The following is a 21,980-nucleotide window of genomic DNA, read 5'->3' as shown; positions in this document are numbered from 1 at the left end:
CGTTCTCCGATCAGCGGGGGCGGTGGATATGGGCGCTTTGCACGACACCGAAGGCGGCCATCAGGACCAGCATGGCCGACCCGCCATAGCTGACCATGGGCAGAGGCACCCCGACAACCGGAGCCAGCCCCATCACCATCGACATGTTGACCGCAAAGAACAGGAAGAAGTTCAGCGCGATCCCCATGGTGACCAGCGATGAGAACCTGTCTTTGGTCGACAGGGCCGTGACCATGCAGAAGATCAGGATCAGCGCGTAAAGCAGCAACAGGGTGATGCCACCAACAAAGCCGAACTCTTCGGCCAGAGTGGTGAAAATGAAATCGGTGTGTTTTTCAGGCAAGAAGTTCAGCCGCGATTGCGTGCCCTGCATGAACCCACGCCCATTCCATCCACCCGATCCCAGGGCGATCTTGGACTGGGTGATGTGATAGCCCGCGCCCAGAGGGTCGGTAGACGGATCAAGAAACGTGTCGATCCGGCGGAACTGGTAGTCTTTGAGCAACTGCCACTCGGTTCCCCGGCTATTGAAAACAGCCGCAATCAAGCCGACCACGGCTGCGATCACCGCGGCGAAATAGGCCCAGTGGACGCCGGCCAGAAACATCAGCCCTCCGCCCGCAGCCAGCAGCAGGATCGAGGTCCCAAGGTCCGGCTGGCGCAGCACCATGAAGGTGGGGATCAGGATCAGCACGACCGGGATCAGAACCCAAAGTGGGCGTGAGGTTTTATGCGAGGGCAGCCAGTCGTAATAGGCCGCCAGCAGCATCACCAGCGCGACCTTCATCACCTCGGACGGCTGAAGGCGCATGAACCCAAGGTCGATCCAGCGCTGTGCGCCCATGCCGATGGTTCCGAAAAGCTCCACAAACACCAACAGCGCGATCGAAGCAAGATAGGCCAGTACCGACATGTTGCGCCAAAACCAGATCGGCACCAGTGCGACGATGAACATCACCGTCAGGCCCAGCCCGAAACGCTCGATCTGAGGCTCGGCCCATGGCATCCACGAGCCACCCGCCACCGAGTACAGCATCAGGAACCCGGCACTGGCCGTGCTGATCAGCAACAGCGTCAGAGGCCAATTCATATACAGGAATTTACGGAACCCCGATGGCGTGGATTTGACCGCATATTCAAGATAGCTCATGCGCGGTCCTTCTCGCTGGGGCGCGCTTTGGGGCGGCGATCGCCCTCGAGCCGTTTTTGTTGTTCCTTGATGCGCTCTCGATCTCCGGCCGGGTAAGCCTCAAGCGGCGGGGTGCCGTTGTAAAGCGCCTGAAGCATGATGTCGCGCGCGACCGGGGCCGCTGCCTTGGAACCGCCTCCGCCATGTTCGACCACAACCGCAATGGCGTACTTGGGTTTGTCGTAGGGGGCGAAGCTGACGAACAGCGCATGGTCGCGCCGTTCCCATGGCAGGTCCTCGTTGCGAATCACACCTGCGGCACGTTCCGCTTTGGTGATGTTGCGTACCTGGCTGGTACCGGTTTTACCCGCCATGCGGAGGTCATCGGCGATGATCCGGCTGCGATAGGCCGTGCCACGCCGGTCGTTTGAGACTGACCACATCGCCTCGCGGATGTAGTTCAGATTGGCTGGGCTGATCCCAAGCGGCTCACCTGCGCCGGTTGGCTGTTCGACCCCATCAATCGAGCGGACCAGACGCGGTGTCACCGCCCGCCCCGTGGCGATCCGCGCGGTCATCACGGCCAGCTGCATCGGTGACGCCAGCATGAATCCCTGCCCGATCGAGGCATTGGCCGTATCACCGATCAGCCAGTCCTCGCCATGAGTGCGTTGCTTCCATTCCTGATTGGGCGCCAGACCGGCACGCACAGCGGACATGGGAATGTCGTGCTTGATGCCCAGCCCGAGGGTCCGCGCCATCTCTGAGATTTTGTCGATGCCGACCTTGATCGCCACGTCGTAGTAGTAGACATCGCAGCTGCGCTTGAGCGATGTATTGAGGTCCACCATACCGTGTCCCCCGCGTTTCCAGCAGTGGAAGCGGCGGCTGCCGACCTTGAGGTGGCCGGGGCAGTAAACGGTGTTACCGGGGCCAACGACACCGGCCTCAAGCGCGGCCAAGGCGGTGACCATTTTGAAGGTCGATCCAGGCGGATAAGTGCCCTGAACCGTCTTGTTGGCCAGGGGGCGGTATTTGTCCTGCGTGAGGATCTGGTAATCCGCGACCGAGATACCGCGCACGAACAGGTTTGGATCGAAACTGGGGGCCGAGGCCATTGCCCGCAGATCGCCGGTTTCGCAATCAATGACAACGGCGGCGGCGCTTTCTCCGGCCAACCTCGCCTGCGCATATTGCTGCAGGTCCGCGTCGACTGAGAGTTGCAAATCGGCGCCCGGTTGGCCTTCCTGCCGGTCCAATTCGCGCATGACGCGGCCGGTGGCGTTAACCTCGACCCGCTTGGAGCCTGCTTTGCCGCGCAGGTCGATCTCTTGCTTGGCTTCCAAGCCGACCTTTCCGATCTGGAACCGGGGGATTCGCAGCACCGGCTCTGGGTCTTCGATTTGGCTGAGGTCATAGTCGCTGACCGGGCCGACATAGCCGACGATATGGGCGAAATCCTCGTAGCGCGGGTATTGTCGGGTCTGGCCGACCTCAGGCGTGACACCGGGCAGGGCCGGGGCGTTGACGGCGACCTTTGAGATATCCTCCCACGTCACCTGATCAACCAATGTAACCGGCAGGAAGGGGGCCGAGCGGCGCATTTCCGTGCGCGCCCTTTCGATCTCGTCCTCGTTCAGGGGGATCAGGTCCGAGAGTTTGGCGATCACCTTGTCGATGTCACCGGCATCCTCGCGTACAATGACGATGCGGTAGGACGGTGAGTTCTGCCCGATGACCTGCCCGTTGCGGTCATAGATGCGCCCTCGGGTCGGCGGGATCAGGCGGATATTGATGCGGTTTTCTTCTGCCAAAAGGCGGTATTCATCCGCTTGATCGACCTGCATATACCGCATGCGCGCGGCCAGGCCGCCAATGAAAACCGCCTGCAGACCGCCCAGCAGCAAGGCCCGCCGGGGCAGACGTTTATAGGCGACACCTTCGCTTTTGATTCTGCGCTGTTTCATGCACGCGCCCCCGCAGCACTTGCATCGGCGGCCGAGACGCGGCGCACGCCGAATACACTCTGAGACAGCAGTACAATGACCGGATAGGTCAGAATTGTCAGCACAAGCTGGATCATGACCGGTAACAAAGCCGCCTGATCAACAGACAGGATTGCAAGGATGACCCGGTTGCCCAGAAAGACGCCAGCAACGATTGCACTGACCGACATCCATTCAGCTACAAAGCCCGCATCCCGCATCCCCGGTGCCGCAGACCGCAAGTAAGCCGCGCCCAGCACCACTAATGCGGCCAATAGGCCCGGAGGGCGTTGCAGCAGCAGATCGGCCAGCAGCATGACCAAAGCGACCAAAACGGTCGGCACATAGTCCGGCCGCCTGAGCACCCAAGCTAAAGTAAGGACGATCAGAAAGTCCGGAAAAGGCCAGCGATCCGGCTGCGTATCCAGCGGTAGCAGATGCAGGAACAGAACGAACACCGCGAGCGCCCCGTAAAGACCGCGCATCGCCCATTTGTGAGAGGCCGGTTTATCCATCACCAGTTTCCTCAGGTGACAACGAAGCGGCGGGGCGTGAGGGGCCAACGATCTGCCCCGGATCGCGGATTGTAGGGGCCGAGTTGTAGCGAAGAACGCGCAGAAACTCCAACCGTTCGAAATCGGCGGAGAGGCGCACACGCAGGCGGCCTCCGGGGTCGGCGGCGATCTGGCCGATCAGCAGACGTGCCGGAAACACGCCGCCATCACCCGACGTCACGACCCGGTCGCCGGGGCGCACAAGCTCACGGTTTTCCAAAAACTCGACCGATGGGGCCGGGGTATTGTCGCCAGTGATCAAAGCGGTCTGGCCTGAAGGCTGGATGGTGGCGGGAATGACGCTTGAGGCGTCAGTCATCAGAATGACGCGTGCCGTATCCGGCCCAACGCCTGAGATACGGCCAACCAGGCCGATCCCGTCCATCGTGGCCCAGCCATCGACGATCCCGTCCCGCTCTCCTACATTCAACAGCACCGACTGCCGGAAGGGAGAGCCGCTATCGGCCATAACAACGCCGGTGACGTAGGTCAGGCGCGGATCGAGCCGCACATTGTTCAAATCCAGGAGCCGCGCGTTTTCCTGTTCCAACTGCAACGCGGCCTCTTTCCACGCACGCATCAGCCGCAGTTCCGAGCGAAGCTCGCGGTTCTGCTCGCTCAGGCTCTGATAGCTTTGGAAATCACGAAACAGGTTGACGGTTGCAGTGACCGGAACCATGGCCCAATCCATCGAGGGCACAACAGCATCCACAACCTGTGCGCGGAACCGTTCAACCCGAGGGCTGTCGATCCGCCAGACAATGAAGATGCCCAGCAGGCACAGCACAACGATCCCCAGTAGCAGACGCCGCAGTGGGGCGGTGTAGTCATCGCGCTGTGATCGGTCTTTTGCCACAGGTTACCTTCCCGTGCTGCTCGGGCCGAGATTACCCTATTTTCTAAAGGGTGCGCGCCTTAGCTTTCGTAGTCAATCGCGTGGCGCAACTGTTTTTCGTATTCTAGCGCTTTGCCGGTGCCCAAAGCCACACAATTCAGGCTTTCATCGGCAATCGACACGGCTAGGCCTGTCTGTTCGCGCAGAGCAAGATCCAGATCGCCCAGAAGCGCTCCGCCACCGGTCAGCATCACGCCACGATCCACGATATCCGCGGCCAAATCGGGCGGCGTCGTCTCCAGCGCGGTCATCACCGCCTCACAGATTTGCTGGACGGGCTCTGACAGCGCCTCGGCCACCTGAGCCTGGCTGATCTCGATTTCTTTCGGCACGCCGTTCAGCAGGTCGCGACCGCGGATATGCATCGACTGGCCACGGCCGTCGTCGGGCATGCGGGCGGTGCCGATGGTGGTCTTGATGCGCTCAGCGGTGGATTCGCCGACCAGAAGGTTTTGCTGGCGACGCAGGTACGAGATGATCGCCTCGTCCATACGGTCTCCACCCACGCGGACTGAGCGGGCGTACACGATATCCCCCAGCGACAGAACCGCGACCTCGGTGGTGCCGCCGCCGATGTCGACAACCATGTTGCCGGTCGGATCGGTGATTGGCATGCCTGCCCCAATCGCCGCTGCAATCGGTTCGGCAATCAGACCCGCGCGGCGCGCTCCTGCGGACAGAACCGACTGACGGATCGCGCGTTTTTCAACCGGGGTCGCGCCATGCGGGACGCAGACGATGATCTTCGGCTTCGAGAAGGTGGAACGCTTATGCACTTTGCGGATGAAATGCTTGATCATTTCCTCGGCGGTGTCGAAGTCCGCAATGACACCTTCGCGCATTGGGCGAATGGCCTCAATCGAACCCGGTGTTCGGCCCAGCATCAGCTTGGCGTCTTCGCCAACCGCCAGAACCTTTTTAACGCCATCCTTGACGTGATAGGCCACAACCGAGGGTTCAGACAGGATCACACCGCGCCCCTTGACGTAGACCAGCGTGTTTGCCGTTCCAAGGTCGATAGCCATGTCCGCTGTGAACAGGCCGCCCAGATTGCCAAAGATCCCCATGTTTCCCCTGATCCTGTATGTCGGTTTTTCTACTGCCCGCGACTCGACGGTTCCGGGACGGATGACTTATAGGGTGCCAACTCGCCCGGTAAAAGGGCTGATTCCGCAGCAATCAGCACCTTTTCGCCTCATTTGCAGGGACTGTAGAAGGCAATATGCTCTCATATCAACATATTTACCACGCCGGGAATCTGGCTGATGTGCAAAAGCACGCTTTATTGGCATGGGCGCTGTCCTATCTGACCCAAAAGGACAAACCGCTGACTTACGTCGAAACCCATTCGGGACGTGGGCTTTACAGACTAGATTCAGACGAAGCCCGCAAGACCGGAGAAGCAGCCGCCGGGATTGAGCGTGTTCAGCGTGGCGCATGGTTTGGCGATGATCATCCGCTGGCGCAAGCGATCGGGATGACACGTGCGCGTTTTGGAGAGGCCAGCTACCCCGGATCGCCCCTGATTGCAGCTAGCCTGCTGAGGTCGCAGGACAGTCTGCACCTCGCCGAATTGCATCCGCAGGAATATGCGGCATTGTCACTGGCGGTGCTGGGGGGCAATGCCCGCGTCTACAAGCAAGACGGGTATGAGCTGGCGCAGTCCCTACTGCCGCCGACGCCCAGACGGGGTATGCTGTTGATTGACCCCAGCTACGAGGTGAAGGCGGAATATGACCGCCTTCCGGGGATAATCGCCAAGCTGCATCGCAAATGGAATGTGGGCGTGATCGCTTTGTGGTACCCGATCCTGAAGGATGCCCGTCAAAAGCCGATGGTGGATGCGCTGACGTCTCAGGATTTCCCGAAGGTGTTGAAACACGAGGTGACATTCCCCGCAGCGCGCAAAGGGCATGGGATGGTCGGGTCTGGAATGTTCGTGATCAACGCGCCCTTTGGGTTGGATCAGGAAACCCACAGACTGTCTGCTTTGTTCAAAAAACTTTGAGGTCTTGGAGAGGAACAAGCAAACCTCGCGCCCCGTTTGCCTGCATCAAAGATGCCGTCAAACGCGTTGGGCCCGGCAGCGCGCCGCAGGCGCGCTGCCGGGCCCAAAACCCAAGATGGGTCGGCGAAGCCGGGTCGCCGCGGGTGCGGGAGCCCTTTGCCGTTTCTAGGTCAGGTCTTTGTAGCTGATCTCACGCATGTCTGCGCCGGGGCCTGTTTTCTCGCGACGAACGATCAGGCGGTTCAGCGCGTGGATATAGGCCTTGGCTGACGCAACAACCGTGTCTGTGTTGGCCGATTGGCCGGTTGCGATCATGCCGTCCTCGCTCAGGCGGACCGAGACTGTGGCTTGCGCGTCGGTGCCTTCGGTGACGGCATGGACCTGATACAGTTGCAACCGGGCTGTGTTGGGGTAGATCGCGCGGATCGCTTTGAAAGTTGCATCCACAGGCCCGTCGCCATGTTCGGTGGCGATGATGTCCTTGCCGTCCATCTCAAGCTCAACAGTTGCCTCGGCCTGACCACCGGTGCCGCAGGTCACTTTCATCGAGACAAGCTGCAGGTAGTCGTCATGCTCGTCCATGGTCATCAAGGCGATCAAGTCGTCGTCGAACACCTCTTTCTTGCGGTCAGCCAGATCCTTGAACCGTACGAAGATGTCCTTGAGCTGGTTGTCACCGACGTCAAATCCCAACGTCTCGAGCTTGTCGCGCAGCGCGGCGCGGCCCGAGTGTTTGCCCAAGGGCAGAGAGGTGCCGGAGAGGCCGATATCCTCAGGGCGCATGATCTCGAAGTTTTCGCGGTTCTTCAGCATGCCGTCCTGATGGATGCCGCTTTCATGCGCGAAGGCGTTCTTGCCGACGATGGCCTTGTTGAACTGCACGTTGAAGCCCGACACGGTCGCCACGCGGCGCGAGATGTGCATGATCTTTGTGGTGTCGATGCCCGTGTGCCATGGCATGATATCGTTGCGGGTGCGCAGAGCCATCACGACCTCTTCCAAAGCCGTATTGCCCGCCCGTTCGCCCAGACCGTTGATGGTGCATTCAATCTGACGCGCACCGCCTGCAACAGCGGCCAGAGAGTTCGCGGTCGCCATGCCAAGGTCGTTGTGACAGTGGGTGGCAAAGATCACCTCATCCGCGCCCGGTACAGTTTCGATCAAGCGTTTGATCAGATCGGCGCTTTCGACCGGGGCGGTGTAGCCCACCGTATCAGGGATATTGATCGTGGTTGCGCCTGCTTTGATCGCAATCTCGATTACACGGCAAAGGTAGTCCCACTCGGTCCGCGTCGCATCCATCGGTGACCACTGCACGTTTTCACATAAGTTGCGCGCATGGCTGACGGTTTCGTGGATCTTCTCGGCCATCTCGTCCATCGTCAGGTTCGGAATGGCGCGGTGCAGGGGGGATGTGCCGATGAAGGTGTGAATACGGTTCTTCTCGGCGTGTTTCACCGCCTCCCAGCAGCGGTCAATGTCGGCGAAGTTCGCACGGGCCAGACCGCAGATACGGCTGTTATTCGAACGTTGCGCGATTTCGGAAACGGCCTTGAAGTCGCCCTCGGATGCGATGGGGAAACCGGCTTCGATAATGTCGACGCCCATCTCGTCCAACAGCTCGGCAATCTCGAGCTTTTCGTCATGGGTCATGGTTGCGCCGGGGCTCTGCTCGCCGTCGCGCAAAGTAGTATCGAAGATCAAGACGCGGTCTTGGTCGGTCACGTTAGTCATGGGGTTCTCTTTCTTCTTCTGTCCTAAAGCCTCTTGGCGCGCTGGCGTCCTCCTCTGAGCGGGCGCGCCGGATGGCACGCTCAGAGGCGGATTAGGATCAGTAGGCCACGCAGCGACGCACCGCGAAGGGCGGTGTCGGCAACAAGGATATCTGCGCGGTTGATCATGAGGATGAGGTTATACCCAGCTTGCGCGGAATGAAAAGAACCAAAATGAGGGCATGTTCCTTTCTGTGCGAATTCTTGAGGACCCATCATTGATCCACCCATCGCCGCCGCTAAGTCGTGAGACATGAAAACAGCTTTGGTTATAGGCGCCTCTGGCGGAATTGGTTCGGCGCTTTGCGCGCGTCTTGAGGGGCTAGGCGTGCAGGTCACCAGCCTGTCCCGGTCGGTTGACGGGTTTGATCTGACCCAACCGGAGCAGGCTTTGCAGATGTTGGATGACCTGCCTGACCCGTTCGATCTGGTTCTGGTGGTCTCCGGCGCGTTGGAGGTCAACGGGGCGGAGCCTGAAAAGACGATCCGCGCTGTATCGGCACAGGCCATGATGGATCAGTTTGCGTTAAATGCGGTTGGTCCGGCCTTGGTCCTCAGCCGTGGGCACAGATTGCTACCACGCGACAGGCGATCCGTTTTCGGTGTCCTGTCGGCGCGTGTGGGGTCGATCGGGGATAACCGGATCGGGGGTTGGATCAGCTACCGGGCTGCGAAAGCTGCGGTGAATCAGATCGTCCGTACCTCGGCCATTGAACTGGCGCGCACACATAAACAGGCGATCTGCGTGTCTTTGCATCCCGGCACCGTCAAAACGGCCTTCACGCACCTGACTTCCGACATTTTTTCGTATAAGTCATTGATATTATTATGCCTTGGTTGCCAAAAGGCACTACACGGACTTTTTTCGCCAGCGATTGTTTCGGAGTGTTGAGGGAGCTCAGGCTTTGGTCTGGCCAGTTTTTCGGGTGCGCCCGGGGGGTATCTTGAAAGGGGCTTCGTTCCAGGTCAGGCCGACGCAGGTGAGGATGCGTCTGGCATCGACCGTGGCATGGCTTGGCATGCCGTAGCGGTCAGGGGTGCCTTTGTGGCGCAGGATCGAGAGCTGCAATGCGTTCAACTCGTTGCGGATACGAGCCGGGCTCATCGGGTGTCCGAGCAGGTCCAGATGCTTGCGCAGGTGCTGCAGGCAGCAGAAGGCCATGTAGCAGATGGCGATATGGGCCCGGACCCGACGCGGCGACCAGTGATAGATGGGCCGGATTTTCAGATCGTGCTTGTTGGTGCGGAAGCAGGCTTCGATCTCCCACAACTGGTGATAGCGGGCAATGACGTCCTGTGCCTCCAGTTCGTCCGCACCATGAACAACAATGGCATGCAGCCCGTCCCATTGTGCCGCTGCCTTGATCTTTGCATCATCCAGCGTGACGTCCCCGCTGTCGGGGAAGGCCAGGAAGCGGCCATATCCCCGGCTGCTGAAGCTGCCGGGTTTGCGAGAGCGCTTGAGCTTCTTGTGCAGCTTTTCGATTGCCTTGTCGCGCTTGTGGGCATCATTGCGTGCCCGGGTGGGTGACCAGGTCACAATGACCCGCGCTCCCTCCTGGTCGATCACCTTGTACCAGCCCTTCTCGGTTGCCTCTTCAGAACCGTGTCCAGCCCAAGGCTGGCGTCCCTCCGGGCTCAAAATGTTCGCCTTCACGGCGGCCGGGGCGGACTTCATGCGATAGCCGAGGATGTAGGGCAGACCCTTGTTCTGCAACATCTGCTGGTTGTCCTTGCTGAGCATGGCGGCATCGGCCACGAACGTGACCCTGGCCACGTCGAAGCGTCCCTCCAACGCCTTCAGCGCAGCTTCCAGCGTATGACCTTCCCAGGTGTTTCCCGGGAAGAGTTCATAGCCCACAGGCAGCCCATCGGAGGTGACGATCAGCGCCAGCATGACCTGAGCGCGGTGATGCTTGCCATCCTTGCTGAAGCCCTTGGCCAGAAGATGATCCTGCTCGACCCCGTCCGCATCCTCGGCCGGGTCCTCGCGCTCGGTGTCAAAGGCCAGGGTCGTGCAATCGTAGAACAGCACGGTCACTGGCCCGCCCAGCAACTTCTCTGCCGCCGCGTGAGAGGTTTTGCAAATCCCGTCTATCACCGGCGTATTGATGTAATCCATGCTCCGATAGACCACGTCCAGATTGAGCGTGATGCCTGCCTGGTTCTCCAACGCCTCCACGGTCGCGCGCTTGCTCTCGGGCTGTGCGATCCGCGCCATAACCAGCTCTTTCACAATGCGATTGGCACTTTTACGCGCCGCCCCCAGAAGGGCCCCCCAACCCAGTTGGTCATACATCGTCCCCATGACATCCCGCAGACCCAGAGAGACCCGCGCCTCCTCACGGCACTCGGCAAGATCAACGCCAAGCTTGTCCGGCCGCGGAGCGCGGCGCACCAGCGCCTGCAGATCGGCATATTCCGTGGGCGTGAACAGTTCCATTTGCGGCGAGCGATCAATGCGTAATTGCTCCATCAAGCGGCCCGCCAGACGCTTGATATCCTCAATCTCGCTGTCGTTATGGGCCACACCCACATGGCGCAGGATCTTCTGGCGTACCTTGGAGCCGGTGCGGACGGATTCAACGATCTGGATCCGTGTGCGGTTGAGCTTTGCGTCATGTTTGGTGCGGATGAACATGGGCGAAGAGGTTAGCCATCTGAAGGCCCATGTCAATACTTTTTATAATAATGGGGCACTACAACGCGCCTCTGAGCAACCACACCTGAAAACAAACCAAAAACCCAGTCAGATCAACAAAAAGGTCGGAAGTCAGGAAATGCGGTTGGTCCGGCCTTGGTCCTCAGCCGTGGGCACAGATTGCTACCACGCGACAGGCGATCCGTTTTCGGTGTCCTGTCGGCGCGTGTGGGGTCGATCGGGGATAACCGGATCGGGGGTTGGATCAGCTACCGGGCTGCGAAAGCTGCGGTGAATCAGATCGTCCGTACCTCGGCCATTGAACTGGCGCGCACACATAAACAGGCGATCTGCGTGTCTTTGCATCCCGGCACCGTCAAAACGGCCTTCACGCAGAAATACCTTGGGCGGCATCCGGCGGTGGAGCCTGAAGAGGCCGCTCAGAATTTGCTAAACGTGGTCAACGGCCTAACGACCGATGACACGGGTGGGTTCTTCGACTGGGCCGGAAAACCCGTTCCGTGGTAGCAAGTTAACCGTCGGAGGGTTCAGCCTCGGTTGGTTCCTCAGCGTTTTCAGCCTGAGCGGGTTCATCCTCTTGCGCGGGCGCTTCTTCTGCTGCGCTTTGCGCGGGCAGAGCGTCATTGTCCCACACGCCAGACTCCTCTTGCCCGTTGGCATAGCGCATGGTGCCTTCGCCGTGGCGTTTGTTGTCGAGGAAACCGCCTTCGTAAACATCGCCCGTGCTGTAGGTCGCAACACCTACTCCGCTTATTTTGCCGTCAACCCAATCGCCCGTGTAGGTGAACGTGCTGGGCGTTGTGATCGTGCCTTTGCCGTGGCGCTTGCCGTTCAGGAAATCTCCGTCATAGATCGTGCCGTCCGCATAGCTGGCCTTGCCTTTGCCTTGCCGCGCGCCGTCGACCCATTCGCCCTCATAGCGGTAACCGTTGGCAAAGGTGACGACGCCGGTTCCGTGGCTGACCGCATTCCGGAACTCGCCGGTATAGACGACGCCGTTTGGATATGTGGCCGTGCCCCGACCTTCGAACACACCCGCAACCCACTCACCATCATAGATGGTGCCGTCAGGATATGTGTTCTGGCCCTTGCCATGCGGCAGGTCCGCACTGAGTTCACCGATATAGGTTGAGCCATCGGGATAGGTGATCTCACCAAAACCTTCGATCTGACCACGAGACCAGTCGCCTGTATAGCTGTAGCCATCCGTTCCGGTGAAGGTGCCTTTGCCGTGGCGCTGATCGTCTTCGTAGTCGCCCTCATAGACGTTGCCGTTGGCATAGGTTTCCTTGCCCTTGCCCTGACGGCGCCCGTCCAGCAAGGCGCCCTCGTAGACATCTCCGTTGGCCAGCGTCAGCCGCCCGGTGCCTGTCATCACGTTGTTTTGCCACTGACCGTCATATTCAACACCGTCCGACTGAACAAGACGACCTTGACCATGGCGCTGACCCTGTTCGATCTCACCTTCATAGAGAGATCCATCGGCCGAAGTGATCTTGCCCATGCCCTGCTTTTCACCCTCAACCCAGTCGCCCTCGTAGGCGTATCCGTTGGGGTCGGACAGAGTGCCCTTGCCGTGATGGCGCGCGTCTTTGAACGCGCCTTCATAGCGCAGGCCATTGGCATATTGGGCCACGCCGGTTCCGTTGATGGCCCCGTTGGACCACGTCCCTTCGTAGGTGCCGCCATCGGGATAGGTGATCTTGCCCTGGCCGTCCGGCTGGCCATCGGCGAATGTGCCCTCATAGATCGCGCCATTTGCAAAGCGCGCCGTGCCTTGGCCCTGAATTTTTCCCTCGATCCATTCGCCCGAATACTCGAACCCGTTGGGTAGCCGATACGACCCGGTCCCGTGCCGCAAGCCGTTCAGGAAGGTGCCTTCATAGACGCCTCCGACCTCGTCATCCTTGACGATGACGGTTCCGTCCTGTGCAAAGGCTGCCGCTGCGATCAGGGTCATGGCCCCTGCAGCAATCGAATTGCGGATCACATCCATTGTTGTTCCTGCCTGCCCGGTCATCATTGCTTGCTTTCTTCGGCGCAAAACTAAGGGACCGTCACGGGCAGAGCAACGGCTTTTGCCGCATGGCCCTTTCACTCGCGCGGTGATCTGCTAAATGCAAAAGGACTGACGAAGGCAAGAGGGCAGCATGGCCGACCGTTTCCGCATCACTCTGGCGCAGCTTAACCCCACCGTGGGGGATATTTCCGGCAATGCCGCCAAAGCACGCGCAGCGTGGCACGAGGCCCGCGAGGCCGGGGCTGACATGGTGGCCTTCCCCGAGATGTTCATCACCGGCTACAACACGCAGGACCTTGTGATGAAGCCCGCGTTTCACCGCGCTGCCATGGCCGCGATGGAGGCGCTGGCTGTGGATTGCGCCGAGGGTCCCGCCATCGCCATCGGCGGGCCGTGGGTCGAGGACGGGCGCCTCTACAATGCTTATCTGATTCTGAATGGCGGCCGAATCACCAGCAAGTCCCTGAAACATCACTTGCCGAACGAAACCGTCTTTGATGAGGTGCGCCTGTATGATTCCGGCCCGCTGGGTGGGCCGTACTCGGTGGGCAATTTCCGCATCGGCAGCCCGATCTGCGAAGATGGCTGGCACCCGGACGTGGCCGAGACGCTCGAGGAAACCGGGGCCGAGTTTCTGTTGATCCCCAATGGCTCCCCCTATTTCCGCGACAAATACGATGTGCGGCTGAACCACATGGTAGCCCGCGTGGTCGAGACCGGCTTGCCGCTGATCTATCTGAACATGGTCGGCGGGCAGGATGATCAGGTCTTTGACGGGGCAACCTTCGGCCTGAACCCGGGTGGTGAACTTGCCTTCCGCATGCCCGTATTCGACGAAGCGATACGCCATGTCGACCTTGAGCGTGGCGATGACGGCTGGCGCATCGCCCCGGCCGAGATCGTCCCCCAGCCGGATGTGTGGGAGCAGGACTACCGTGCGATGGTCCAATCCTTGCGTGACTATATGGGCAAGACCGGTTTCAAAAAGGCGGTTCTTGGGCTGTCGGGTGGGGTCGATTCAGCCCTGGTTGCGGCCATTGCAGTTGACGCGATTGGCGCTGACAATGTGCGCTGCGTGATGCTGCCATCGGAATACACCAGCCAAGCCTCGCTGGACGATGCCGAGGCGGTCGCCAAGGCGCTGGGCGTTCACTATCAGTATGTTCCGATCTCGGACAGCCGCGCGGCGGTGACGGATACTTTGGCCCCTCTGTTCGTTGGTCGTGATGCCGACCTGACCGAAGAAAACATCCAGTCCCGCCTGCGTGGTGTACTGCTGATGGCGATCTCGAACAAGTTTGGTGAGATGCTTTTGACCACCGGCAACAAATCCGAGGTCGCCGTGGGCTATGCCACCATCTATGGCGACATGAACGGGGGCTACAACCCGATCAAAGACCTCTACAAAACCCGCGTGTTCGAGACCTGCCGCTGGCGCAACGCCAATCATCGCGACTGGATGATGGGGCTTGAGGGCGAGGTCATCCGCCCCTCGGTCATCGACAAGCCCCCAAGCGCCGAACTGCGCGAAGATCAGAAGGACAGCGACAGCCTGCCGGATTATCCGGTTCTGGATGGCATACTCGAGATCCTGGTCGATCAGGACGGCTCGATTGCCGATTGTGTTGCGGCCGGTTTCGATGAGGCCGATGCCAAACGGGTCGAGCACCTGATCTACATCAGCGAGTATAAACGGTTCCAATCCGCTCCCGGCACCCGCCTGACCAGCCGGGCCTTCTGGTTGGATCGTCGTTATCCGATCGTGAATCGTTGGCGTGATCAGGGGTAAATAAGGCGCATTGTTTCCCGTTTATGGTGTAGTGCCACTCTCAGCTCTCGCATTGTTTCCGATGCCGTGCGTGCCCCGCTAATTTTCCTAGGTGATCCGCAGGCTGTCCTTGTTTTTGCGACGTTTTTCCGCCACATTTATGCTTGGATATTGCCTCATGTGAGGCGGGTGTGACGTATTTCTGCGAGGGGCGCAGGGTCATGGCAAACTGTCTTTAGCCTGACGACGCCACATCCGGGTGGGATGTCTGAGTGAACAGTGTGGTGTTACGATGAATGAGCAATATGATAAATCGCTTCACGCGCCGCGGGCGCTGAATACGATGGAATCGCCTCCTCAGGAGTTGGACGAGGAGAAACTGGATGCGGCCATTGCGGACATGCTGAGGGAAGAAGCGGGTCAGCAGAATGTCGCGCCGATGAAGCGGCCTGAGTTCCCTGATCTTGTGCCTCAGGAAGAAGTCCGGACCGGATCAAACTCCAAGTCGACCGGGTTTTCGGCCAATCTGCGTCAGAAATGGGCTGAGCTGTCAGGCGCGGCGTAAATCGCCAGACTAAAGTCGAAGTAGGTGCGGCGTATTTCGCGGCACCTTTGGCGTGCGCGCCACAGGTCTGCACAATCCTGTTGTGATCCTCAAAAACCGGTTGCCAGTGGCGCAGTGGTCGGTCTCCATGGCGGTCCATGCGATTGTCCATGAGCGTTTGATGCCCGGTCCCAAGCCTACTGTCTTCGACTCCGATCTTTCATTGCCGAAACAAACCGATATCGTCGTGATTGGCGGCGGTATTATCGGTGTATCGACGGCCTTGGAACTGGCCGAGCGGGGCGTTTCGGTCCTGCTCTGTGAAAAGGGTCAGATCGCGGGTGAGCAGAGCTCACGCAATTGGGGATGGGTGCGTCTTGGTATGCGCGACCCGAGGGAGATCCCTCTGATGCAGGAATCGCTGCGCCTTTGGCGCGGGATGGATGAACGGATCGGACGTCAAACCGGCTATACGCAGTCGGGGATTCTGTTTGGGGCGTCAGGCCAGCGGGATGCGCGAAATCTTGAACGTTGGATGCGCCATGTCGACGGGTTGGACACTGGCGCGCGGATCGTCTCTGGGGCCGAACTGGCCGATCTGATGCCCGGGGCGCAGTCGGATATCTCAAGCGGTCTTTATATGCCGCAAGACGGTCGGGCCGAGCCGCAATGGGCCGCCCCCGCCATCGCCGAGGCCGCGCGTGATCGCGGGGCAATCGTCATGACCAATTGCGCCGTCCGTAGCGTCGATATGCAAACGGACCGCGTCGCCGGAGTTTTCACCGAACGGGGTCGCGTGGCGTGTGACCGGGTGGTTTTGGCCGGAGGGGCGTGGTCGCGCCTGTTTGCGGGAAATGCCGGGGTCGACCTGCCTCAATTGAAGGTGCTGAACACGGTCATGCGCGTGTCGCCGGTGGCCGAGGGGCCCGAGGTCGCGCTGTGGTCGGATGGGTTTGCAATCCGAAAGCGGGCCGATGGCGGCTATACCATCGCTTCGGGCCATGAAAATACGGTGGACATCGTGCCCGACAGTTTCCGGCTGGCCCTCAAGTTCCTGCCAGCATTCGCACAGGAATGGAGATCGCTGCGCTTTCGCCTGTCAGGCCGTTGGACGACCGAGGCGCGAGAGGATCGGCGCTGGTTGCCCACCGATGTGACTCCGTTCGAACATTGTCGCGTGCTGGATCCAGAGCCGTCGCAAAAGGTCATCCGTGGTGCTTGGGCGACGGCGCGCAAGAGTTACCCGGCGCTGGAGCAGGCCGAGATCGTCCAAAGCTGGGCGGGGATGATTGATGTGACACCGGACGCGATCCCGGTGATGTCCTCGGTCGATGATCTGCCGGGCCTGTTCATTGCCACCGGGTTTTCTGGCCACGGTTTCGGCATCGGTCCCGGTGCGGGCCTGCTGATGGCAGATCTGGTCATGCACAGAACGCCCTGTGTGGATCCGGCCGCGTTTCGCCTGTCTCGGTTCACCGATGGCTCAAAGGTCCGGCCGGACCCGGGGTATTGAGGGCTTAGCCCATCATTTGATAGCTGACGGGCACAAAGCGGAAGCCGTCGCCTCGGGTCTCGACATAGCCAGCGCCCGGGAAGGGCATGTGATAGCCGATCATCGGCACCTTGTCGGCGGCCAGCAGGCCCAAAATCTTGCGGCGTGATTCCGTTGCGGCAGCTTTGTCCATGTCGAACCGAACTTCCCATTCGGGGTGCGCAAAAGACCAGACATAGTGATTGGCAAGGTCCGCAGTCAGAATAAGGCGCTGGCCGTTGCTTTCCAGGTGGTAGACCATGTGACCGGGGGTATGCCCAAAGGTCGCCATTGCCGTCACGCCAGAGGCTACGTCTCCGCCATCCTCGATAAAACTCATCTTTTCGGCCAGAGGGGTGACTTTGGCGGCAACCAGATCACCGACCCGGTTCCCGGCTTCCTGAGCAGACCAGAAATCATATTCGGGTGCCGCAGTGACATAGCGCGCATTGGGGAATGTCGGCGCGTCATCGGTGGTCATGCCGCCGATATGGTCTGGATGCATGTGGGTCAGCACAACCACGTTAATCTGATCGGGCGTGACACCTGCATCTGCCAAAGCGGCCTGAATGCCGCCCTGACCAAGCCCGGTGTCGAACAGGATCAGTTCCGAGCCTGTGTTCACCAGAGTCGGCGTGAAAAAGAATTGTGCCAAGTCGGGCTGTCAATCGGCATTGAATAATGACCCCCCATCGGCGTCCAAATTTGACCCCCCTTGGAGCTAAGAGGGGCGTTGAGGGGGTCGTGTTTAGGTTGATTCAGGAGGGGGTGGACAGCAGGTCAAACCGAAAAGAGAGCGTAGCTCGACTGAAGGTTTGACCTGCTGTCTGTTTTGAATTTATTCCCCGATTTCGAGGTTAGTCGCGGTGGTTAATTCGCCAGCTTTCGTTCCCGGTTTCGATGATATCGCAATGGTGTGTCAGTCGATCCAGGAGAGCAGTGGTCATTTTGGCATCTGTGAACACACTCGGCCATTCAGCAAATGCGAGGTTGGTTGTTAGCAGAATAGACGTTCGCTCGTACAGTTTGCTGATGAGATGGAAGAGTAATCGTCCACCAGACTCTGCGAACGGCAGATAACCGAGTTCGTCTATAATCACGAGGTCGACGCGGATCAGCTGCTCGCTGAGCCGCCCGGCGTTGCCTTCGCGATGTTCAGCCTCCAGCTTGTTCGCGAGATCCACAGCGCTGAAGAACCTGACCCGCCGGCGGTTATTGACCGCGTGGCCCCCGATCGCTGTTGCGAGATGCGTTTTGCCCGATCCGGTTCCACCGACCAGCACGCCATTCCTGGCCTGGTCCATAAAATCGCCGTCATGAAGATTGCGCACGACTTCCTCGTTGACGGGGCTGACCGTGAAGTCGAACTCAGGTAAGGACTTGCAGACCGGGAACTTTGCGGCACCCATCTGATACCGGATCGAGCGCGCAGTCTTTTCGGCCAGTTCGGCCGTGAGGAGTTCGGCCACGACCTGTTGGGGCCGCCAGTTGTTTTTGGCTGCGGCCTGCATCACTTCGTCAAAGCAGTTGACGATGCCTGGCAACTTCAGTTGACGGGCAAGTTCGAGAATTTCCTTACGCAGTTGCATGGGAGCCTCCAAGCCTGTCATAGCGAGCGCAATCCGCGATCGGTGCCATTTTCAGCTGCAGGTGGGCAGGCGGCTCAATCGCCTTTGGCGGCGGGGGATTGGTGCGCCGAGAGACAATGTTCAGGATCGCATCGGCCTTGCGCAGGCCAGATTTTAGAGCTTCTTCGCAGGCAGCCTCGACCACATCAATGTCGTGCTGGTAAGCAGCGAAAAGAATATCGGCAAGTTGCCGGTCTCCGTCGGATGTGCCCCGCAGATGGGTCCAGATCTGCGTCATTGCCGGTGGTAGGTCCCAGTCACGGAACGGTGCTCCATTGCGCAGAGCGCCAGGCTTGCGCTTGAGGACGGGCACATAGTGCCAAGGGTTGAAGATCGTTTTTCCTCGGCCGAAGCACCGTTCGTGCTCTCCGACAATCTCACCGTCTTGGCGCAGGACAATCCGCGTGGCGTAGACCTGCAACTGGACCTGACGTCCAACAGCTCTTGCCTCAACGCTGTATTTGTTTCTTTCGAAGTTGATCAGGCAGGTTCGGCTCACGGCGACCGTCTTTTCACGGAACCCGACGAAGGGCTTCTGCAGATGCGTCAGCAGCGGCTTTTCCTGCTGGAACTCCTCCCAGACCGTCACCTCCAGGTTTTCCGGATGCCGCAGTTCTTTTGCGCGTTTGATCGCGTCTTTTTGCAGCCGGGCATTCAATTCATCGAAGTCGGCCACCTCCAGACGCGGTGTAAAACTATAGGCGCGGCTCTCCTTGACCAGATTCTCAACCTGACCCTTCTCCCAACCGGCCGCGCGCGTACAGGCGATCGGGTTCACCAGATGATGAGAACACATCCGGGAGAATGCCTTGTTGAACTTTCTTTCCTTGCCCGACAGGATCGCATCGACGGCGGTCGTCATGTTATCGTAGATCCCGTTGATGCAGCCTCCACCAAAGAATTTGAAGGCCTCGTCGTGGGCATCAAAGACCATCTCCTGCGTCTCGCGCGGATAGGCAATGGAGAATGGCATGCGGCTATGGCAAAGTTTGAAATGGGCAACCTTCACGGTCGTGAGTGCACCGTCCATCAAAACCGTCTCCACACTCCAGTCGAACTGGTACGCCTCCCCAGGATCAAAGATCAGCGGGATGAACGCCTGCGCCTGTTGTCGGCCGTGCGCAATGCGCCAATTCTTTGTGTAGCGTCGAACACTGTCATACCCGCCGCCAAAACCATCATCGGAGAGTTCCTTCCAGATTTTGGTCATCCGCTTGCGGTGTTTCTTCGGAAGCGCCTCGTTCTCCTCAAGCGTTTCATCCAGACGCGCGCGCCAAGGCCCGAGCACCGGGTATGGCTGCGATTTGCGCTCATATTTGAACTCCGTCACTCCCGATCGGATTATCTTTCGAACCGTTGCACGGCTCAAATTGAGCGAACGGCAAATTTCCTTGATGCTCTTTTTTTCGATCAGGTGTAAGCGACGCACTTTTCTAATAGTTTCCACGCAAATCATCCCGCTTGCCTCTCCATCGACTGCTCAATGAAAAGGATGTCTACAACCATAGGGAGGGGTCAAATTTGGACGCCGATTTCCCCGCTTAGGGGGTCAAAATTGCACGCTTTTCTACAGTCGGGCGAGATGAAGTTTTCGGCTGATACTTTGGCGAATTCCTCATCCGAGGCGCCGCCACCGAAGATTTCCTGCGCTCCGTCGCGCGGCAGGCTGCCATCCAGCAGGGTTGTGACAGTAAAGTCGCCCAGCTGGAATGATCTTGCGATGGTCGAGTTCGCCTTTGTCTCGGCTCCGGCCGCCAAAAGAGGGGTCGCTGCGGATGCAAATGGAAGGGCTGCTGCGGCGCCCAGGGCCGCTCTGCGTGTTAAATTGATGGCCATTTCTTAGTCTCCCTGTGAGAACGCCAGCGAAAAAGGTAGTTCGCTTCGGGTCGCGTGCCACCTTATACACCGGTACTTAGTCTGCGTGGATGAACATTGCGTGTTAATATTTGTTCATCTTGCGATCTGGGGTGCCTGCGGAACCTGCGGCATTTCGGGCTAAACCTGAGACACGAATACCCTGCCACGCTTTAAGAGTTCTCGGGACATTGGTGTCACCTGATGCATTAAGTGAACCCGAAACGCTTTAGGCAATCCGAAACGTCCGGCTGGACAAAAACGCGCCTTTGTGACAAGAGCCGCGCCAACAGGAGACACCCATGACAACCACCCGTTTCGCCCCGTCGCCCACCGGCTATATCCATGTGGGCAACCTGCGCACCGCTCTGATGAACTACCTGATCGCCCGCAAGGCAGGCGGTACCTTCATCCTGCGCATCGACGATACCGATCCTGAGCGCTCGAAAGAAGACTATGTCAACGCGATCAAACAGGATCTTGAGTGGTTGGGTCTTCATTGGGATCGGGTTGAGCGTCAGTCTGAACGTCTGGACCGCTACGCCGAAGCCGCTGACAAGCTGCGAGAAATGGGCCGGTTCTATGAGGCGTTCGAGACACCGACCGAGTTGGACCTCAAGCGCAAGAAGCAGCTGAACATGGGCAAGCCGCCGGTCTATGACCGAGCCGCGCTGAACCTGAGTGATGCCGAAAAAGACGCGCTGCGCGCCGAGCGCGGCAACGGCGTCTGGCGGTTCAAATTGGATCACGAGCGGATCGAGTGGAATGACGGCATTCTGGGCGACATCTCGATCGATGCGGCCTCGGTCTCCGATCCGGTGCTGATACGCGGCGACGGGCAGGTTCTCTATACGATTGCGTCTGTCGTAGACGATACCGAGATGGGCGTGACCGATGTGGTGCGTGGCTCGGACCACGTCACCAACACTGCAACGCAGATTCAGATCATCGAGGCGCTGGGTGGCACTTGCCCGCGCTTTGCCCACCATTCGCTGCTGACCGGTCCTCAGGGTGAGGCGCTGTCGAAACGTCTGGGGACGCTGGCACTGCGTGATCTGCGTGAGCAAGGCGTGCAACCGATGGCTCTGCTGAGCTTGATGGCGCGTTTGGGATCGTCTGATCCGGTTGAACTACGTTCCGAGATGGCCGAGTTGATCGACGGATTCGATATCAACCGTTTTGGAGCGGCGCCAACCAAGTTCGATGTGCAGGACCTGTTTCCGTTGACCGCGAAGCATCTGCAATCGCTGCCGCTGGCGGATGTTGCAGGCGCCGTTGCCGAGGCGGGTGTTCCTGCCGATCTGGCCGAGCCGTTTTGGGCCATGGCGCGCGAGAACATCACCACTCTGGCCGATCTCACAGGCTGGTGGGAGCTGTGCCGGGATGGGGCGGAACCTCTGATCGCCGAGGAGGATCGTGACTTTATCGCCGAGGCGATTGCGCTTTTGCCGGAAGGTCCGTTTGATGGCGAAACCTGGGGCACTTGGACCAAGGCCGTCAAAGAGGCCACGGGCCGCAAGGGCAAGGGCCTGTTCATGCCGCTGCGCAAGGCGCTGACCGGGATGGAGCGTGGGCCCGAGATGGCGGCACTCTTGCCTTTGCTGCAAGTAATCCGCGCGCGAGGCTGATT

17 protein-coding genes and 2 pseudogenes are annotated in these 21,980 nt (G+C 59.5%); 7 read left to right on the top strand and 12 right to left on the bottom strand.

What is annotated here, in order from left to right:
* Window positions 1-10: 10 nt before the first annotated feature.
* The 5 genes from rodA to ACOERD_RS09595 are packed head-to-tail and all read right to left on the bottom strand — an operon-like array spanning window position 11 to window position 5,630.
* Complete coding sequence (rodA, locus tag ACOERD_RS09615; protein WP_170462716.1) at window positions 11-1,150, bottom strand: rod shape-determining protein RodA; 1,140 nt, start codon at window positions 1,148-1,150, stop codon at window positions 11-13.
* Window positions 1,147-3,096 carry a penicillin-binding protein 2 gene (gene mrdA / locus ACOERD_RS09610; RefSeq protein ID WP_419738867.1) on the bottom strand — a complete coding sequence of 650 codons (1,950 nt, stop codon included), beginning with the start codon at window positions 3,094-3,096 and terminating at the stop codon, window positions 1,147-1,149. The genes rodA and mrdA overlap by 4 nt, the downstream gene beginning before the upstream one ends.
* Window positions 3,093-3,629 (bottom strand): rod shape-determining protein MreD, encoded by a 537-nt coding sequence (locus tag ACOERD_RS09605; RefSeq protein ID WP_419738866.1) that lies wholly within the window; start codon window positions 3,627-3,629, stop codon window positions 3,093-3,095. Before ACOERD_RS09605 ends, mrdA begins: the two co-directional genes overlap by 4 nt.
* Window positions 3,622-4,524: a rod shape-determining protein MreC gene (gene mreC / locus ACOERD_RS09600; RefSeq protein WP_419738865.1), complete on the bottom strand. Its 903-nt coding sequence runs from the start codon at window positions 4,522-4,524 to the stop codon at window positions 3,622-3,624. Before mreC ends, ACOERD_RS09605 begins: the two co-directional genes overlap by 8 nt.
* A 59-nt stretch (window positions 4,525-4,583) precedes the next feature.
* Window positions 4,584-5,630, bottom strand: a complete 1,047-nt coding sequence (locus ACOERD_RS09595) for a rod shape-determining protein (protein WP_039523195.1) — start codon at window positions 5,628-5,630, stop codon at window positions 4,584-4,586.
* A 155-nt stretch (window positions 5,631-5,785) separates the two neighbouring features.
* Here ACOERD_RS09595 and ACOERD_RS09590 point away from each other — a divergent pair, with 155 nt between their 5' ends.
* A complete protein-coding gene (locus ACOERD_RS09590) occupies window positions 5,786-6,571 on the top strand; it encodes a 23S rRNA (adenine(2030)-N(6))-methyltransferase RlmJ (RefSeq protein WP_419738864.1) in 786 nt (261 codons plus the stop codon).
* Between the two features lie 165 nt (window positions 6,572-6,736).
* Here ACOERD_RS09590 and ACOERD_RS09585 read toward each other — a convergent pair whose 3' ends face one another.
* Window positions 6,737-8,305, bottom strand: coding sequence for a 2-isopropylmalate synthase (locus ACOERD_RS09585; protein ID WP_419738863.1), 1,569 nt, complete (start codon window positions 8,303-8,305; stop codon window positions 6,737-6,739).
* A gap of 291 nt (window positions 8,306-8,596) precedes the next feature.
* Between ACOERD_RS09585 and ACOERD_RS09580 the strand changes: the two genes are divergently transcribed.
* Entirely contained in the window at window positions 8,597-9,235 is a 639-nt protein-coding gene (locus ACOERD_RS09580; RefSeq protein ID WP_419738862.1) for an SDR family NAD(P)-dependent oxidoreductase, read from the top strand.
* A 6-nt stretch (window positions 9,236-9,241) separates the two neighbouring features.
* Here the strand turns inward: ACOERD_RS09580 and ACOERD_RS09575 are convergent, their stop codons facing one another.
* A complete protein-coding gene (locus ACOERD_RS09575; protein ID WP_419737624.1) occupies window positions 9,242-10,984 on the bottom strand; it encodes an IS1634 family transposase in 1,743 nt (580 codons plus the stop codon).
* A 138-nt stretch (window positions 10,985-11,122) separates the two neighbouring features.
* On the opposite strand from ACOERD_RS09575, the pseudogene ACOERD_RS09570 reads away from it, so the two are divergent.
* Window positions 11,123-11,512 (top strand): annotated as a pseudogene (locus ACOERD_RS09570) (C factor, cell signaling protein); the annotation flags it as partial.
* Window positions 11,513-11,516: 4 nt separating this feature from the next.
* Here ACOERD_RS09570 and ACOERD_RS09565 read toward each other — a convergent pair.
* Window positions 11,517-13,001, bottom strand: coding sequence for an MORN repeat-containing protein (locus ACOERD_RS09565; protein ID WP_419738861.1), 1,485 nt, complete (start codon window positions 12,999-13,001; stop codon window positions 11,517-11,519).
* Window positions 13,002-13,155: 154 nt separating this feature from the next.
* Here ACOERD_RS09565 and ACOERD_RS09560 point away from each other — a divergent pair, with 154 nt between their 5' ends.
* The 3 genes from ACOERD_RS09560 (at window position 13,156) to ACOERD_RS09550 (ending at window position 16,850) form a co-directional block, all read left to right on the top strand.
* Entirely contained in the window at window positions 13,156-14,814 is a 1,659-nt protein-coding gene (locus ACOERD_RS09560) for an NAD+ synthase (RefSeq protein WP_419738860.1), read from the top strand.
* Between the two features lie 322 nt (window positions 14,815-15,136).
* The gene (locus tag ACOERD_RS09555) at window positions 15,137-15,358 is read left to right on the top strand and encodes a hypothetical protein (RefSeq protein WP_419738859.1); all 222 of its coding nucleotides are present in this window, start codon (window positions 15,137-15,139) and stop codon (window positions 15,356-15,358) included.
* Between the two features lie 160 nt (window positions 15,359-15,518).
* The gene (locus ACOERD_RS09550; protein ID WP_419738908.1) at window positions 15,519-16,850 is read left to right on the top strand and encodes an NAD(P)/FAD-dependent oxidoreductase; all 1,332 of its coding nucleotides are present in this window, start codon (window positions 15,519-15,521) and stop codon (window positions 16,848-16,850) included.
* A 4-nt stretch (window positions 16,851-16,854) separates the two neighbouring features.
* On the opposite strand, the pseudogene ACOERD_RS09545 reads toward ACOERD_RS09550, so the two are convergent.
* From ACOERD_RS09545 to ACOERD_RS09530, 4 genes and pseudogenes are all read right to left on the bottom strand, one after another.
* A pseudogene (locus tag ACOERD_RS09545) lies at window positions 16,855-17,526 on the bottom strand (MBL fold metallo-hydrolase); the annotation flags it as partial.
* Window positions 17,527-17,725: 199 nt separating this feature from the next.
* Window positions 17,726-18,457 carry an IS21-like element helper ATPase IstB gene (gene istB, locus ACOERD_RS09540; RefSeq protein WP_419737606.1) on the bottom strand — a complete coding sequence of 244 codons (732 nt, stop codon included), beginning with the start codon at window positions 18,455-18,457 and terminating at the stop codon, window positions 17,726-17,728.
* Window positions 18,444-19,952: an IS21 family transposase gene (istA, locus tag ACOERD_RS09535; RefSeq protein ID WP_419737605.1), complete on the bottom strand. Its 1,509-nt coding sequence runs from the start codon at window positions 19,950-19,952 to the stop codon at window positions 18,444-18,446. The genes istB and istA overlap by 14 nt, the downstream gene beginning before the upstream one ends.
* A 59-nt stretch (window positions 19,953-20,011) precedes the next feature.
* Window positions 20,012-20,332: a hypothetical protein gene (locus tag ACOERD_RS09530; protein WP_419738858.1), complete on the bottom strand. Its 321-nt coding sequence runs from the start codon at window positions 20,330-20,332 to the stop codon at window positions 20,012-20,014.
* A 320-nt stretch (window positions 20,333-20,652) separates the two neighbouring features.
* Here ACOERD_RS09530 and gltX point away from each other — a divergent pair, with 320 nt between their 5' ends.
* Complete coding sequence (gene gltX / locus ACOERD_RS09525; protein WP_419738857.1) at window positions 20,653-21,978, top strand: glutamate--tRNA ligase; 1,326 nt, start codon at window positions 20,653-20,655, stop codon at window positions 21,976-21,978.
* The last annotated feature ends 2 nt before the right edge of the window (window positions 21,979-21,980 follow it).

Origin of the sequence: Ruegeria sp. (genome assembly GCF_965199275.1) — a bacterium.
In the GTDB taxonomy this organism is placed as follows: Bacteria; Pseudomonadota; Alphaproteobacteria; order Rhodobacterales; family Rhodobacteraceae; genus Ruegeria.
The sequence above is the reverse complement of the archived record's forward strand: the minus strand, read 5'-3'. Positions and strand labels throughout refer to the sequence as shown.

Excerpts from the sequence above, each read along its gene's own strand:
- istB (WP_419737606.1), bottom strand. The coding sequence starts at position 18,457 with ATGCAACTGCGTAAGGAAATTCTCGAACTTGCCCGTCAACTGAAGTTG.
- ACOERD_RS09590 (WP_419738864.1), top strand. The coding sequence starts at position 5,786 with ATGCTCTCATATCAACATATTTACCACGCCGGGAATCTGGCTGATGTG.
- ACOERD_RS09530 (WP_419738858.1), bottom strand. The coding sequence starts at position 20,332 with ATGGCCATCAATTTAACACGCAGAGCGGCCCTGGGCGCCGCAGCAGCC.
- gltX (WP_419738857.1), top strand. The coding sequence starts at position 20,653 with ATGACAACCACCCGTTTCGCCCCGTCGCCCACCGGCTATATCCATGTG.
- ACOERD_RS09565 (WP_419738861.1), bottom strand. The coding sequence starts at position 13,001 with ATGGATGTGATCCGCAATTCGATTGCTGCAGGGGCCATGACCCTGATC.
- ACOERD_RS09605 (WP_419738866.1), bottom strand. The coding sequence starts at position 3,629 with ATGGATAAACCGGCCTCTCACAAATGGGCGATGCGCGGTCTTTACGGG.
- ACOERD_RS09580 (WP_419738862.1), top strand. The coding sequence starts at position 8,597 with ATGAAAACAGCTTTGGTTATAGGCGCCTCTGGCGGAATTGGTTCGGCG.
- istA (WP_419737605.1), bottom strand. The coding sequence starts at position 19,952 with ATGATTTGCGTGGAAACTATTAGAAAAGTGCGTCGCTTACACCTGATC.
- ACOERD_RS09560 (WP_419738860.1), top strand. The coding sequence starts at position 13,156 with ATGGCCGACCGTTTCCGCATCACTCTGGCGCAGCTTAACCCCACCGTG.
- mrdA (WP_419738867.1), bottom strand. The coding sequence starts at position 3,096 with ATGAAACAGCGCAGAATCAAAAGCGAAGGTGTCGCCTATAAACGTCTG.
- rodA (WP_170462716.1), bottom strand. The coding sequence starts at position 1,150 with ATGAGCTATCTTGAATATGCGGTCAAATCCACGCCATCGGGGTTCCGT.
- ACOERD_RS09575 (WP_419737624.1), bottom strand. The coding sequence starts at position 10,984 with ATGTTCATCCGCACCAAACATGACGCAAAGCTCAACCGCACACGGATC.
- ACOERD_RS09555 (WP_419738859.1), top strand. The coding sequence starts at position 15,137 with ATGGAATCGCCTCCTCAGGAGTTGGACGAGGAGAAACTGGATGCGGCC.
- ACOERD_RS09550 (WP_419738908.1), top strand. The coding sequence starts at position 15,519 with ATGCCCGGTCCCAAGCCTACTGTCTTCGACTCCGATCTTTCATTGCCG.
- ACOERD_RS09595 (WP_039523195.1), bottom strand. The coding sequence starts at position 5,630 with ATGGGGATCTTTGGCAATCTGGGCGGCCTGTTCACAGCGGACATGGCT.
- ACOERD_RS09585 (WP_419738863.1), bottom strand. The coding sequence starts at position 8,305 with ATGACTAACGTGACCGACCAAGACCGCGTCTTGATCTTCGATACTACT.